Genomic DNA, 14,424 nt, shown 5'->3' with positions numbered 1-14,424 from the left:
CCTGCTTATCCGCGCTTCACAAATTCTGATTTCAGCTTCATCGGGCCGAAGCCGTCAATTTTGCAGTCGATATTGTGATCGCCCTCGACCAGACGGATGCCTTTAACGCGCGTGCCGATTTTGAGCGTGGAAGAGCTGCCCTTTACTTTGAGATCTTTGATTACCGTTACCGTATCGCCATCTTCAAGCAGGTTGCCGTTAGCGTCGCGTACCACCAGACGATCCGCAGGGCTATCGCCTTCGCTAAGCGACCAGATATGGCCGCAGGCGGGACAGTTAAGGTTATCGCCATCCTGCCAGCTGTATTCAGCCTGACAAAGAGGACATGGGGGAAGTGATTGCATAACTGCTCCTGAAACAACTGAGATGATGATGACGCCAGAGGGGCGTCATCATATACCCTTACAGTTATTAAGGACAGCAATCAGAACATCGCGCCGCTGCGCGCTTTACTTACCGCTACCCCAAGCTGCCATACCGCCATCGCGTAGTGCGTGCTGTGGTTATAGCGCGTGATGGCGTAGAAGTTAGGCAAGCCGTACCAGTACTGATAGCTGGTGCCCATATCCAGACGCAGCAAACTGACCTGAGTGTTGCCGTCCAGCGAACCTTGCGGAGAGAGACCCGATACGGCCAGCATTTCCGGTGTGTAGCTGGTTTTAAAGCCGTTCTCCAGCAGCGGCGCCTGGCCGCTGGCGGGCACCGCTACCCCTTCCCCGCTGCGCCAGCCGTGCTCTTTGAAGTAGTGCGCCACGCTGCCGATCGCATCCACCGGGTCCCACAGGTTGACGTGGCCGTCGCCGTTAAAATCAACCGCGTACTGCTGATAAGAGGAAGGCATAAACTGGCCGTAGCCCATAGCGCCGGCGAAGGAGCCTTTCAGATCCAGCGGATCGTCCTCTTCGTTGCGCGCCATCAGCAGGAAGGTTTCCAGCTCGCTGCTGAAATAGCTGGCGCGGCGTGGGTAATTAAACGACAGCGTAGCCAGCGCATCGAGAATACGGGTTTTTCCCATCACGCGGCCCCAGCGCGTCTCAACGCCGATAATGCCGACGATGATTTCCGGCGGCACGCCATAAACCTGTTCGGCGCGGGTTAGCGCATCCTGATACTGATTCCAGAAGGCCACGCCGTTCTGCACGTTATCCGGGGTAATAAACTGTTTGCGATAGCGGATCCAGGCGCCGTTAGGCCCGGCTGGCGGGGTATAAGAGGGAGCCTGACGATCCATCAGGCGCAGCACGTAATCCAGTCGTTTCGCCTGACCAATAACGGCATGCAGTTGCTGACGATCAAATCCATGCTTCTCCACCATGCGGTCGATAAACTGCTCGGCGGCCGGGTTCCCGGCAAAGTCGCCTGACATCGGCTGTATGGCGTGGGACTGTTCAAGCAGAAAGCCCCCTTTCGGCGCGGCCAGCGTAGCCGCCTGCGGCGCGGACTCAGGTTTACTGCTGCAAGCCGCCAGTAAGGCAATAAGCGGAAATAAAGTGATCTTGAAACGCATTTGAAATCCATAAGCATGCAGTGAAGGTAACGAATTATGGTAAACATTCGCTCCCAAATTGGACAGGGCGAAACGCAAAAATAGCGCCAGCTCATGCTGTGAGCGGGCGCGAAAAATCGGGCAATAATCGGTGTAACGAGGTGACTTAGCTGAGAATCGTCTCGCAAGCACAGGAGATAACAGCTTTTTTTTCTGCGCAGCGCAGAGAGCAGGAATAGAGTGCTGCTATTCGCGCCCGTTGACGCTGGCGGTATCAAGGAAGAGGAGGCACTCTCGATGAGCCACAACCCTGTTGCATGGCTGATAATAGTCGCGCTGTCGCTCTGCGTGGGCAGCTTTCTTAATGTGGTGATCTATCGCCTGCCCCTGATGGTGCAGCATCCGCAGCGCCGGTTGTCGCTGACGCGCCCCTGCTCTCACTGCCCGCGCTGCAAGAGAGGCCTGCCTGCGTCCGACCTTATTCCGCTGCTGAGCTGGCTGCTGTTGCGCGGCCGCTGCCGCTACTGCCGCCAGCCCGTCTCCTGGCGCTATCCGGCGATCGAAGCGGCCAGCGCGGCGCTAAGTGTGCTGCTGGCGATGCGGCTGCCGTGGAACGGCGCGCTGGCCGCGGCGCTGTTAGTCAGCGGTTTTTTGCTGGCGCTGACGCTGATCGACCTGGATTATCAGCTGCTGCCCGATGCCTTGACCCTGCCGCTGCTCTGGCTCGGCCTGCTGTTTCATAGCTGCCAGCTGCTGCCGTTTAGCCGCCCTGCCGAGGCGATCCTCGGTGCCACATGCGGCTATCTCCTGTTCCGGCTGCTGGCCTGGGGCTACTCTGTTTTATGTCATCGCGAAGGGCTGGGCGGCGGCGATGCCAAATTGCTGGCGGCGCTGGGTGGCTGGCTAGGCTGGCAGCCGCTTCCTCTGCTGCTGCTTATCGCCTCCGGCCTTGGTCTACTGGCCGCGCTGCTGGCGCGCCTGGTGAGGCAACGTCCGCTGCATCTGCCTTTACCTTTTGGTCCCTGCCTGGCGCTGGCGGGAGAAGTTCTGCTGCTCGGCAGTCTGGCATAAGACCTTGTCTGACGAAATTTTGCGTAACATCTCGCACCGGCTGGCATCCGCGCCGGATTCCGTTAGGCTTTTATGCCGCCGCCTGATAACGTCACGGGCAATGCCCCCTGTTTTATCCGTCTCCGACAATGGCAGACAGGGAGCTGAGGGCCGATCGGAATGGTTGCGGCCCGACGGGCCAAAGGCGGCAGTCTTGATGTTCAGGTTGCAACTTTTCATAATGGCCGCCAGACGTAACTTACTCTTTCAGCCAGGGCTGCATTAATGCGTGCATGCTCTCTGTCTCTAACAGGGCCTGCGCCCTTTACGACCGCCCGAACACGCAGTCCGATGCAAGGCTGGCCCCATAACCGAATGATTTAAGAGCTAACTATTTATGAATAAGTCAGTCGATAAGGACATCACCGCTCACACCCCCATGATGCAGCAGTACCTGCGTCTGAAGGCGGAACACCCAGACATCCTGCTCTTTTACCGCATGGGCGATTTTTACGAGCTGTTTTATGACGACGCCAGACGCGCCTCGCAGCTGCTGGAGATTTCTCTTACCAAACGCGGCGCATCGGCGGGCGAACCGATTCCGATGGCTGGCGTGCCCTATCACGCGGTAGAGAGCTATCTGGCGAAGCTGGTGCAGCTGGGCGAATCCGTGGCCATCTGTGAACAGATCGGCGATCCCGCGCTGAGCAAAGGCCCAGTGGAGCGTAAAGTGGTGCGTATCGTTACGCCGGGCACCATCAGCGATGAAGCGCTGCTACAGGAGCGTCAGGATAACCTGCTGGCCGCCGTGGTGCAGAGCGCGCAGGGCTTTGGCTACGCCACGCTGGACATCAGCTCCGGCCGTTTTCGCCTGAGCGAACCGGCGGATAGTGAAACCATGGCCGCCGAGTTGCAGCGAACCAATCCCGCTGAGCTGCTCTACCCGGAAGATCTTCAGGCAATGTCGCTGATTGAACAACGTCGCGGCCTGCGTCGTCGTCCGCTCTGGGAGTTCGAGATTGAAACCGCGCGCCAGCAGCTGAATCTGCAATTCGGCACCCGCGATCTCAACGGCTTCGGCGTAGAGCAGGCGCATCAGGCGCTGCGTGCGGCGGGTTGCCTGCTGCAATACGTCAAGGATACGCAGCGCACCAGCCTGCCGCATATTCGCTCGCTCAGCATGGATCGTCAGCAGGACAGCATCATTATGGATGCCGCCACGCGACGTAATCTGGAAATTACCCAGAACCTGGCGGGCGGTACTGAGAACACCCTGGCCGCGGTGCTGGATCGAACCGTTACGCCAATGGGCAGCCGTATGCTCAAGCGCTGGCTCCATATGCCGCTGCGCGACGCGCAGGCGATCGCTCAGCGTCAGGACGCCATCGCCGAACTTCAGTCTCTGAGCGATACGCTACAGCCGGTGTTGCGCCAGGTCGGCGATCTGGAGCGCATTCTGGCGCGTCTGGCGCTGCGCACGGCGCGCCCGCGCGATTTAGCACGCATGCGTCACGCTTTTCAGCAGCTGCCTGAGCTAAACGCCATACTGGCTGATGTTGAGTCCAGCGCCCTGATCCGCCTGCGCGAGCGCATGGGGGAATTTACCGAGCTGCGCGAGCTGCTGGAAGCGGCCGTCATTGACGCGCCGCCGGTGCTGATCCGCGACGGCGGCGTTATCGCGCCGGGCTATAACGCCGAGCTGGACGAGTGGCGCGCGCTGGCGGATGGCGCCAGCGACTATCTGGACAAGCTGGAGATCCGGGAGCGCGAAAAGCTGGGCCTGGATACGCTGAAGGTGGGCTTTAACGCCGTTCACGGCTACTACATTCAGGTCAGCCGCGGGCAGAGCGACCATGTGCCGATTCATTACGTGCGCCGCCAGACGCTGAAAAACGCCGAGCGCTATATTATCCCCGAACTCAAAGAGTACGAGGATAAAGTTCTGACCTCCAAAGGCAAAGCGCTGGCGCTGGAGAAGAGCCTTTATGAGGCGCTGTTTGATCAGCTGCTGCCGCATCTTGAGGCGCTCCAGCTAAGCGCCGCCGCGCTCGCCGAGCTGGATGTGCTGAGCAACCTGGCGGAGCGCGCCTGGACACTGAACTACTGCCGTCCAGGACTACAGGACAAACCCGGCATTAAAATCACCGGCGGACGCCATCCGGTTGTCGAACAGGTGCTAAAAGAGCCGTTCATCGCCAACCCGCTGCTGCTTTCGCCGCAGCGTCGCATGCTGATCGTCACGGGTCCCAACATGGGCGGTAAAAGCACCTATATGCGTCAGGCTGCGCTGATCGCGCTGATGACCTGGATCGGCAGCTTCGTTCCCGCCGACGAGGCCGTCATCGGCCCGATGGACCGCATCTTTACCCGTATCGGCGCAGCAGACGATCTGGCGTCCGGCCGCTCAACCTTTATGGTAGAGATGACGGAAACCGCCAATATCCTGCACAACGCCACCGAGCATAGCCTGGTGCTAATGGATGAAATTGGCCGCGGCACCTCGACCTATGACGGCTTGTCGCTGGCCTGGGCCTGTGCCGAAAGCCTGGCGAACCGCATCAAAGCCATGACGCTGTTCGCAACCCACTACTTCGAGCTAACCACCCTGCCGGAAAAAATGGAGGGCGTGTTTAACGTGCATCTCGACGCGGTAGAACACGGCGACACCATCGCCTTTATGCACAGCGTGCAGGAAGGCGCCGCCAGCAAAAGCTATGGTCTGGCCGTAGCGGCGCTGGCAGGCGTGCCGAAAGAGGTCATCAGGCGCGCCCGCAGCAAGCTAAAAGAGCTGGAGACGCTGTCGAACCATTCGGCCTCGTCAACCGTTGACGGCTCGCAGCTGCCGCTGCTGGTGGAAGAGACCTCGCCAGCCGTTGAAGCGATCGAGGCGCTGGATCCCGACACGCTGACGCCGCGTCAGGCGCTGGAGTGGATTTACCGTCTTAAATCGCTGGTGTAATCCTCTGGTCGCAGGCGGTAAAGGCGCTCCGCCTGCCGCCACAGGCGACCGTACAGAAACAACGGACAATAAAAAAGCGGTGACATAAGCCACCGCTTTTTTTTGCACTTACAACCTTGTCAATTACTCACGAAACAGTGCTTCAATGTTGAGACCCTGCGCCTGCAAAATTTCACGCAGACGACGCAGACCTTCAACCTGAATCTGACGCACGCGCTCGCGGGTCAGGCCGATTTCACGACCCACATCCTCAAGCGTTGCCGCTTCATAGCCCAGCAGGCCGAAACGACGCGCCAGCACTTCACGCTGCTTGGCGTTCAGTTCGAACAACCACTTAACGATACTCTGCTTCATATCGTCATCCTGCGTGGTGTCTTCCGGACCGTTGTCTTTCTCATCGGCCAGAATGTCCAGCAGCGCTTTTTCGGAATCACCGCCAAGCGGCGTATCAACCGAGGTGATGCGCTCGTTGAGACGCAGCATACGGCTTACATCATCAACGGGTTTATCCAGCTGCTCCGCAATCTCTTCCGCACTCGGCTCATGGTCGAGCTTGTGGGAGAGTTCGCGCGCGGTGCGCAGATAAACGTTCAGCTCTTTAACAATGTGAATCGGCAGACGAATGGTACGGGTTTGATTCATGATCGCCCGTTCAATAGTCTGACGAATCCACCAGGTAGCATAAGTTGAGAAACGGAACCCACGCTCTGGGTCAAACTTCTCAACGGCACGGATTAATCCGAGATTGCCCTCTTCAATCAGGTCAAGCAGCGCGAGACCACGATTGCTGTAGCGGCGGGCAATCTTCACCACCAGTCGTAAGTTACTTTCAATCATGCGGCGACGAGAAGGAATATCGCCTCGTAATGCACGGCGAGCGAAGAACACTTCTTCCTCTGCCGTTAACAGCGGGGAATAGCCAATCTCCCCGAGATAGAGCTGCGTCGCATCCAAAACGCGCTGCGTCGCACCTTGTGACAACAACTCTTCTTCCGCTACGTCGTTATCACCAGGTTCGTTTTCAACAAGAGCCTTCTCATCAAAAACCTCAGCTCCGTTCTCCTCGAATTCCGCATCTTCATGTAACTCGTTTACTTTCAGCGTATTCTGGCTCATAAGCGGCTCCTACCCGTGATCCCAGGGCAGAACAGCAGGGTTCTGCCGGTTTATCGCTGCGGTAAATAACGCAACGGGTTTACGGATTTCCCCTTGTAACGAATTTCAAAATGTAATCTAACTGAACTGGTTCCGGTGCTACCCATGGTAGCGATCTTTTGCCCCGCCTTAACTTCCTGTTGTTCCCGGACCAGCATTGTATCGTTGTGGGCGTAGGCACTCAGATAATCATCATTGTGCTTAATGATGATCAGGTTGCCGTAACCCCGGAGCGCGTTTCCTGCGTACACTACCCTTCCTGATGCAGTAGCGACAACAGGCTGTCCGCGCGAACCAGCGATATCGATTCCTTTATTCCCCCCTTCAGAGGCGGAGAAGTTATCGATGATCTTCCCGTCGGTCGGCCAACGCCAGCTTCCAACCGGCGTCGAACTGTTCGTTGTACTGCTGACCGTAGGCGGTGCGGCAACCACGGGGGGAACTGTTGTCGTTGCAACATTTGTCCCCTTCGACGGTAACATTTTGCCACCAGAAGAATTACCCGAATCATCAGAATACGTAATAACTGGTTGCTGTGCAACAGGGGCCGGTTTAATTTGCGGCGCGGCCGGAACGCCGCCCTGGGTTGCGTCGGCTGCGGTAATGGCGTTGCCGCCGGTAATCGGCTGACCGGCGCCATTACCAACCTGTAGCGTTTGCCCTACATTCAGGCCGTACGGGGCCGGAATGTTGTTGCGCTGGGCCAAATCGCGGAAATCGTTGCCGGTTATCCAGGCAATATAGAACAGGGTATCGCCGCGTTTGACGGTATAGGTTTCGCCGGCGTAGCTACCTTTCGGAATATTCTGATAACTTCGATTGTACACAATACGGCCGTTTTGCGTCTGAACATTATCATTGCCGCTAACCATTGTGCTGCTGCTCGGCGCAGAAGCTACCGGGCTGCTAATCATTCCGCCCTGACCCGGCGTCGAAGGAACGCCAGCTGGCGCGCTAAGCATGCCGCCGCCGCCGTTATTCTCTCCAACCTGGCTAATGGGTGCTTGTGTGTTGTCGCCTGAACTACAGCCTGCCAGCCAAAATCCTACCAGAGAAAGCGCCGCAAGGCGGCGTAACTGAAATACTGGGCTTCCCGTGCTCATTGTTCCCCCGTGATGGCAAACCTGAATAATGCTGTTTTGCTAACACACCAGCACAATGCTCTGTAAAGCGCATCGAAGCCTGCGTATTACGCAATGAAAATGGATAGTAACAAGATCAAAAGGATGGTGCTACGAAACAGTTGTGAAGAAATACGTAGGGAATCTCAGGCGATATCGCCCTGAACCAGCGGAACAAAGCGCACCGGCTCAATACTCTCTTCCGTTACATGGCCACCCTGTCGGCGCAGACGCTTCAGCACCTGCTGATCGTCGCCCACCGGCAGCACCATAATGCCGCCTTCATCCAGCTGCGCAATCAGCGCAGTCGGAATTTCTGGCGGCGCGGCGGTCACGATGATCGCGTCGAAAGGGCCTTTTGCGGGCCACCCCTGCCAGCCGTCGCCGTGGCGGGTAGAGACATTGTGCAGATCGAGCTGTTTCAGGCGACGCTTCGCCTGCCACTGAAGGCCCTTAATACGCTCAACGGAATACACATGGTCGACCAGGTGCGCCAGAATAGCGGTCTGATAGCCCGATCCTGTGCCAATCTCCAGTACGCGGGAATGGGGTTGCAGCTCCAGCAGCGCGGTCATGCGCGCCACCATATAGGGCTGCGAGATCGTCTGGCCGGAGCCAATAGGCAATGCCACATTGTCCCAGGCTTTATGCTCGAAAGCTTCGTCGATAAAACGTTCGCGCGGCACGTCCGCGATAGCCTTTAACAGGTTCTCATCCTGGATGCCCTGCTGACGCAGCTGCGCCAGCAGCGCGTCAATCCGCCGGTTTACCATACGAGATTGACCTCCGACTTCGTCAGCCAGTCGATAAGCACATCCTGTGCGCCGTGGGCGGTTAAATCGACGTGCAGCGCGGTAACAGAAACATAGCCCTGGTCCACAGCGGCGAAATCGGTATCGGGACCCGCATCGAATTTCTCGCCCGGCGGCCCAATCCAGTACAGCGTATTGCCGCGCGGATCCTGCTGAGCGATCACCTGATCGGCGGGATGACGGCTGCCGCAGCGCGTCACGCGAATGCCTTTTATCTCGCTCAGCGGCAGATCCGGCACGTTAATATTGAGAATACGTCCGGTGCGCAGCGGCTCGCGCGTCAGCGCCTGCAAAAGCGCGCAGGTCACCGCGGCGGCCGTTTCATAGTGCTGCTGGCCGTTAAGGGAGACCGCCAGCGCAGGCAGTCCCAGATGACGTCCCTCCATCGCCGCCGCCACGGTGCCGGAGTAAATAACATCGTCGCCCAGATTGGGACCGGCGTTAATGCCGGAAACCACAATGTCCGGTCGCGGCTGCATTAACGCATTCACGCCCAGATAGACGCAGTCCGTCGGCGTGCCCATCTGCACCGCGATATCGCCATTATCATGAGTAAAGGTGCGCAGCGGCGTTTCCAGCGTCAGGGAATTAGAGGCCCCGCTGCGGTTGCGATCGGGCGCGACGACCTGCACGTCGGCAATGCGGCGCAGCGCTTTGGCCAGCGTCTGAATGCCCGGCGCATGGATTCCGTCATCATTACTCAGCAATATCCGCATCGTCACCTTCCTGTTGCAGAAGCTCCCGAATGACGCTGGTGGCGAAACTGCCCGCCGGTAGCCAGAACGCCATTTCAAGCGTTACGTCGTCCCACCAGCTCCAGCTCAGATCGCGCGGCACGACCAGCATGGCTCGCCGTGCCGCATCAACGCGCTCTCGCTCAAGCAGTGTAACCAATTCTGCTGCGCCCGCCAGAGATTGCTGCTCAAAGGCAAGCGCTTCAGCCTGCGGACCCGGCTCGCCGCGTCCCGGCAGCGGCGCGGTAATACGGAGTTCATGATTATCAACGCGCGTTTGCAGCGCCTCCAGCTCATCCGCGGCAGCCACAAACCAGCTGCCGCGGCCGGTCAGCTGTAGCGCATCGCCCGCCATCACCTGGCTCAGCGATCCCTGTTGCAGCAGTCGCGCGCTGGTAACCTGGTTGAACAGCGCGCTGCGCGCCGCCGACAGGATCAGGCTGCGCTTATTGCGGTCGCGCAGAGTGATTTCGCCGCGCGCCCACTGCTGCGCCATCGTCAGATTATTGCCGCCGCGCCCGAAGCGCTGCGTACCAAAGTAGTTCGGGGCGCCGGCATCGCGAATCAAGGCCAGCCGCGCTTCCACCGCGTCGCGATCGCTGATCTTACGCACCACCAGGCGAAACGCGTTGCCCGCCAGCGCGCCGGTACGCAGCTTACGCTTATGACGCGCCGCCTCAAGGATCTCGACGCCTTCCAGCGCAAAGCCGCTTAAATCCGGCATCGCATTGCCGGGGATACGAAAACAGAGCGTCTGCTCGGTTACCGCATGGCGATCTTTCATGCCGGCATAGCTCATATCGCGCTGATGCACGCCGAGAAATTTCGCCAGCGCCTCTGCGACAAAGCGGGTATTGGCACCGGTTTTACGGATGCGCACCAGCAGATGCTCGCCTTCGCCGTCAGCGCCATAGCCGAGATCTTCCACCACCACGAAATCTTCCGGATTGGCTTTAATCACGCCGCGCGCGGTGGGTTTGCCGTGCAGAAAAGCCTGGCTATCCAGCGTCATGCTGCGTCCGCCTTCAACAGCAGCGCGACGGCTTCGCAGGCGATGCCTTCGCCGCGACCAGTAAAGCCCAGCTTCTCGGTGGTGGTCGCCTTCACGTTCACCTGATCCATATGGCAGCCGAGATCTTCAGCGATATTGACGCGCATCTGCGGCACATGTGGCAGCATTTTCGGTGCCTGGGCGATGAGGGTGACGTCGACATTGCCAATGCGGTAGCCTTTCTCTGCGATACGTCGCCAGGCCTCGCGCAGCAGGCCGCGGCTGTCTGCGCCCTTGAAAGCCGGATCGGTATCCGGGAACAGCTTGCCAATGTCTCCCATCGCCACCGCGCCGAGCAGCGCGTCGGTAAGCGCATGCAGCGCCACGTCGCCGTCGGAATGGGCAATAAACCCGTGCTCAAATGGAATCCGCACGCCGCCAATCACCAGCGGACCTTCGCCGCCAAAAGCGTGAACGTCAAAACCGTGACCGATACGCATCATGCGCTCTCCTTTAACTGAATCTGGGTTAAATAAAATGCCGCCAGCGCCAGATCTTCTGGCCGGGTGACTTTGATGTTATCACTGCGTCCGCTGACCAGTAGTGGATGGTAGCCGCAATATTCAAGCGCAGAGGCTTCGTCGGTAATGGTCGCCCCTTCCGCCAGCGCCCGCGTCAGACAGGCAGTCAGCAGCGCATGCGGAAAAAACTGCGGCGTCAGCGCGTGCCAGAGATCTTCGCGCTCAACGGTGTGGGCGACGGCGGCAATGCCCGGCTCGCCGCGCTTCATGGTATCGCGCACTGGCGCGGCCAGAATACCGCCGACATGGCTGGTTTCGCGCACCTGTAACAGCCGGGCAAGATCGTCGGGATGCAGACAAGGGCGCGCCGCGTCATGCACCAGCACCCAGCCTGCGCCCTGCGCGACGCGCAGGCCCGCCAGCACCGACTCCGCGCGGGTCTCCCCGCCCGTCACGCTCAGGACGCGCGGATCGCGCGCCAGCGGCAGCGACGCAAACTGCGTGTCGTCCGGACTAAGCGCGACAATGACCTGCCTGATAGCGGGATGGGAAAACAGACGAGCAATGCTGTGTTCCAGCAGCGTGTGTTGACCAATAGTCAGATACTGCTTAGGACATGTCGCCTGCATGCGGCTGCCGATACCGGCAGCGGGCACGACGGCGATCACCTCCGCAGTGAGAGAGAGCGTGTTCATGCGTTATCGTTGTTGGTTTTGCGCAGCCTGCGCGTTGCGTTTGTTTTGATCGGGCACCAGACGATAGAAAGTTTCCCCGGGCTTGATCATGCCCAGTTCATTGCGCGCGCGTTCTTCGATCGCTTCAGAACCGCCATTGAGATCGTCAATTTCGGCGAACAGCTGATCGTTACGCGCTTTAAGTTTGGCGTTATTCGCCTGTTGCACCGCGACGTCGTCATTGACGCGCGTATAGTCGTGAATACCGTTTTTGCCCAGCCATAGCGAATATTGCAGCCAGCCAAGCAATACCAGTAGCAGTAACGTCAGTTTTCCCATCCCCGCCCCCTGAAAAACGGCTCAATCATCCCATAACTTGAGGCAGGACTCCACTCCGGCCGTGAAAATGGCCCGCTTTCGCGGTCGTCTGCGCAAATTCTGATTAGGAGGGGGAGCAGCATAGCAGGTAAAGTTTTGTAACCTGCCGACGCGTTTGTACATCGCGCCCGATTACCAGCCGGATAAAAAAGAGAAAAGCAGCCAGAACAGACACACCACCACCAGCGCGGTGGCAGGCGTGGTCCAGAGAAGATTACCGCGCAGCGCCATGCTGAGAACGATGCCGATCAGCACCGACACCGGCAGCAGCGCGAGGAAAAACGGCCAGGTATAGAGGAAGAAGAACAGCGTGTTAGAGCCGTACAACAGAAAGGGGATCGCCAGCGCGCACCAGTAGGAAAGAAAGCCGATGATGCCGCCCGGCAGCGAAGAGCGAGGCTCTTCCGGAGTGCGTTCATCTTTGCGGGCCAGCATAGGAGTGACATTCTGCATAAAAATCCTGTTGACGCTGAGGCGGCAAATCCAGTGCGATTTGCCGCTTGTCTGTTCAGGATCCGATAATATCGCGGTCGCGCAGCAGGTCTAACAATTGGCCGGTCAGTTTTGTAACCAATTGTTCGCCCGCTAAGCATATTTCCGCCTGCTCGGGCGCCTCGTAGACGCTGTCGATGCCGGTAAAGTTACGCAGCTCGCCCGCGCGGGCTTTTTTATATAACCCTTTCGGATCGCGCGCTTCGCACACCGCCAGCGGCGTATCGACAAACACCTCGATGAAACGGCCTTCGGGCAGCAGATCGCGCACCATCTGTCGTTCGGCGCGGTGCGGCGAAATAAAGGCGGTGAGCACCACCAGCCCGGCATCCACCATCAGCTTCGCCACCTCTCCGACGCGGCGGATATTCTCTTTGCGATCCTCGTCGCTAAAGCCCAGATCGCGGCAGAGCCCGTGGCGCACATTATCGCCATCCAGCAGATAGGTGCTGACGCCAAGCTGATGCAGCGCCTGCTCCAGCGCGCCGGCTACGGTAGACTTACCGGAGCCGGACAGGCCGGTAAACCACAGCACCGCGCCCTGATGGCCGTGCTGCTGTTCCCGCGCCTCGCGCGTGACCGGATGGTCGTGCCACACCACGTTGTCATCGTGCTGCGCCATTACTCACCGCCCAGCAGATCGCGCGCGTTCCAGTGCGGGAAGTGACGACGGATCAGCGCGTTCAGCTCCAGCTCAAAGTCGCTGAACTCGCCAGACTGCCGCACGGCGCCGCTCAGCGGCTGATGGATCATGCCCGCGCCCACGGTAACGTTGCTCAGACGATCGATAAAGATCATGCCGCCGGTTACCGGGTTCTGCTGATATTTATCCAGCACCATAGGTTCGTCGAAGGTCATTTCAACCAGACCGATGCCGTTTAGCGGCAGCGTTTCGGCGGCGCGCTTCTCCAGCGTATTGATCTCTACCTGATGGATGACCTTCGCCACGCGTCCACGCGCCTTTTTACCGGCGATTTTAATATCGTAGCTCTGACCCGGCTGGAGCGGCTGTTCCGCCATCCAGACCACATCAACGGTCGCGGACTGCACCGCTTCCAGCGCGGCGTCGCTGTTGACCAGCAGATCGCCCCGACTGATGTCGATCTCATCCTGCAACACCAGGGTGATGGCTTCGCCTGCGCCAGCTTCGTCCAGGTCGCCGTCAAAGGTGACGATGCGCGCGATGGTCGATTCTACGCCCGACGGCAGCACCTTCACGCGCTGACCCACTTTTACGACGCCGGAAGCCAGCGTGCCCGCATAGCCGCGGAAATCCAGGTTAGGACGGTTGACGTACTGCACCGGGAAACGCATCGGCTGCGCATCGACCACGCGCTTCACCTCGACAGTTTCCAGCACGTCGAGCAGCGTTGGGCCGCTGTACCACGGCATGGTCTGGCTCGGCGTGGCGACGTTGTCGCCTTCCAGCGCCGACATCGGCACAAAGCGAATATCCAGGTCTTCTGGCAGCTGCGCCGCGAAGTCGAGGTAATCCTGTTTAATCTGTTCAAAAGTCTCCTGGCTGTAGGAGACCAGGTCCATCTTATTGATCGCCACCACCAGATGCTTAATGCCCAGCAGCGTAGAGATAAAGCTGTGGCGACGCGTCTGGTCCAGCACGCCTTTACGCGCATCGATCAGCAGAATCGCCAGATCGCAGGTCGAGGCGCCGGTCGCCATATTGCGGGTGTACTGCTCGTGTCCCGGCGTGTCGGCAATGATGAATTTGCGCTTCTCGGTAGAGAAGTAGCGGTAAGCCACATCGATGGTAATGCCCTGCTCGCGCTCGGCCTGCAAACCGTCCACCAGCAGCGCCAGATCGAGCTTCTCGCCCTGAGTGCCGTGGCGCTTGCTGTCGTTGTGCAGCGAAGAGAGCTGATCTTCGTAAATCTGGCGGGTGTCGTGCAGCAGACGGCCAATCAGCGTGCTTTTGCCGTCGTCCACGCTGCCGCAGGTAAGAAAACGCAGCAGACTTTTATGCTGTTGCGCGGTCAGCCAGGCTTCCACGCCGCCCTGATCGGCAATCTGTTGTGCAATAACGGTATTCATCT

15 protein-coding genes are annotated in these 14,424 nt (G+C 59.0%); 2 read left to right on the top strand and 13 right to left on the bottom strand.

Annotated features, from left to right (window positions below; translation table 11 throughout):
- Positions 1-5 precede the first annotated feature (5 nt).
- Complete coding sequence (locus BBB56_RS14740; RefSeq protein WP_123801702.1) at positions 6-344, bottom strand: zinc ribbon domain-containing protein YjdM; 339 nt, start codon at positions 342-344, stop codon at positions 6-8.
- 80 nt (positions 345-424) lie between these two features.
- The gene (gene mltB, locus BBB56_RS14735; RefSeq protein WP_123801701.1) at positions 425-1,507 is read right to left on the bottom strand and encodes a lytic murein transglycosylase B; all 1,083 of its coding nucleotides are present in this window, start codon (positions 1,505-1,507) and stop codon (positions 425-427) included.
- 276 nt (positions 1,508-1,783) lie between these two features.
- Here mltB and BBB56_RS14730 point away from each other — a divergent pair, with 276 nt between their 5' ends.
- Complete coding sequence (locus tag BBB56_RS14730; protein WP_123801700.1) at positions 1,784-2,557, top strand: prepilin peptidase; 774 nt, start codon at positions 1,784-1,786, stop codon at positions 2,555-2,557.
- Positions 2,558-2,933: 376 nt separating this feature from the next.
- A complete protein-coding gene (gene mutS, locus BBB56_RS14725; RefSeq protein ID WP_123801699.1) occupies positions 2,934-5,495 on the top strand; it encodes a DNA mismatch repair protein MutS in 2,562 nt (853 codons plus the stop codon).
- A 123-nt stretch (positions 5,496-5,618) separates the two neighbouring features.
- On the opposite strand, the gene rpoS is transcribed toward mutS, so the two are convergent.
- The 11 genes from rpoS to cysN form a co-directional block, all read right to left on the bottom strand.
- Complete coding sequence (gene rpoS / locus BBB56_RS14720; protein ID WP_123801698.1) at positions 5,619-6,611, bottom strand: RNA polymerase sigma factor RpoS; 993 nt, start codon at positions 6,609-6,611, stop codon at positions 5,619-5,621.
- Between the two features lie 50 nt (positions 6,612-6,661).
- Entirely contained in the window at positions 6,662-7,753 is a 1,092-nt protein-coding gene (nlpD, locus tag BBB56_RS14715) for a murein hydrolase activator NlpD (RefSeq protein ID WP_123801697.1), read from the bottom strand.
- Between the two features lie 164 nt (positions 7,754-7,917).
- Positions 7,918-8,544 carry a protein-L-isoaspartate(D-aspartate) O-methyltransferase gene (locus BBB56_RS14710; protein ID WP_123801696.1) on the bottom strand — a complete coding sequence of 209 codons (627 nt, stop codon included), beginning with the start codon at positions 8,542-8,544 and terminating at the stop codon, positions 7,918-7,920.
- Positions 8,538-9,299 (bottom strand): 5'/3'-nucleotidase SurE, encoded by a 762-nt coding sequence (surE, locus tag BBB56_RS14705; protein ID WP_123801695.1) that lies wholly within the window; start codon positions 9,297-9,299, stop codon positions 8,538-8,540. Before surE ends, BBB56_RS14710 begins: the two co-directional genes overlap by 7 nt.
- Positions 9,280-10,329, bottom strand: coding sequence for a tRNA pseudouridine(13) synthase TruD (truD, locus tag BBB56_RS14700; protein ID WP_123801694.1), 1,050 nt, complete (start codon positions 10,327-10,329; stop codon positions 9,280-9,282). Before truD ends, surE begins: the two co-directional genes overlap by 20 nt.
- Positions 10,326-10,808 (bottom strand): 2-C-methyl-D-erythritol 2,4-cyclodiphosphate synthase, encoded by a 483-nt coding sequence (gene ispF / locus BBB56_RS14695; RefSeq protein WP_123801730.1) that lies wholly within the window; start codon positions 10,806-10,808, stop codon positions 10,326-10,328. Before ispF ends, truD begins: the two co-directional genes overlap by 4 nt.
- Positions 10,808-11,524: a 2-C-methyl-D-erythritol 4-phosphate cytidylyltransferase gene (gene ispD, locus BBB56_RS14690; protein WP_123801693.1), complete on the bottom strand. Its 717-nt coding sequence runs from the start codon at positions 11,522-11,524 to the stop codon at positions 10,808-10,810. The genes ispF and ispD overlap by 1 nt, the downstream gene beginning before the upstream one ends.
- 3 nt (positions 11,525-11,527) lie before the next feature.
- Entirely contained in the window at positions 11,528-11,842 is a 315-nt protein-coding gene (gene ftsB, locus BBB56_RS14685; protein ID WP_033752087.1) for a cell division protein FtsB, read from the bottom strand.
- 171 nt (positions 11,843-12,013) lie between these two features.
- Positions 12,014-12,334: a DUF3561 family protein gene (locus tag BBB56_RS14680; protein ID WP_123801692.1), complete on the bottom strand. Its 321-nt coding sequence runs from the start codon at positions 12,332-12,334 to the stop codon at positions 12,014-12,016.
- A gap of 55 nt (positions 12,335-12,389) precedes the next feature.
- On the bottom strand, positions 12,390-12,995 hold the full coding sequence (gene cysC / locus BBB56_RS14675) for an adenylyl-sulfate kinase (protein ID WP_123801691.1): 606 nt from the start codon (positions 12,993-12,995) through the stop codon (positions 12,390-12,392).
- Positions 12,995-14,422 carry a sulfate adenylyltransferase subunit CysN gene (gene cysN / locus BBB56_RS14670; RefSeq protein WP_123801690.1) on the bottom strand — a complete coding sequence of 476 codons (1,428 nt, stop codon included), beginning with the start codon at positions 14,420-14,422 and terminating at the stop codon, positions 12,995-12,997. Before cysN ends, cysC begins: the two co-directional genes overlap by 1 nt.
- Between the last annotated feature and the right edge of the window lie 2 nt (positions 14,423-14,424).

The sequence above is a fragment of the Candidatus Pantoea deserta genome, from assembly GCF_003813865.1.
GTDB classification, from domain to species: Bacteria; Pseudomonadota; Gammaproteobacteria; order Enterobacterales; family Enterobacteriaceae; genus Pantoea; species Pantoea deserta.
The sequence above is the reverse complement of the archived record's forward strand: the minus strand, read 5'-3'. Positions and strand labels throughout refer to the sequence as shown.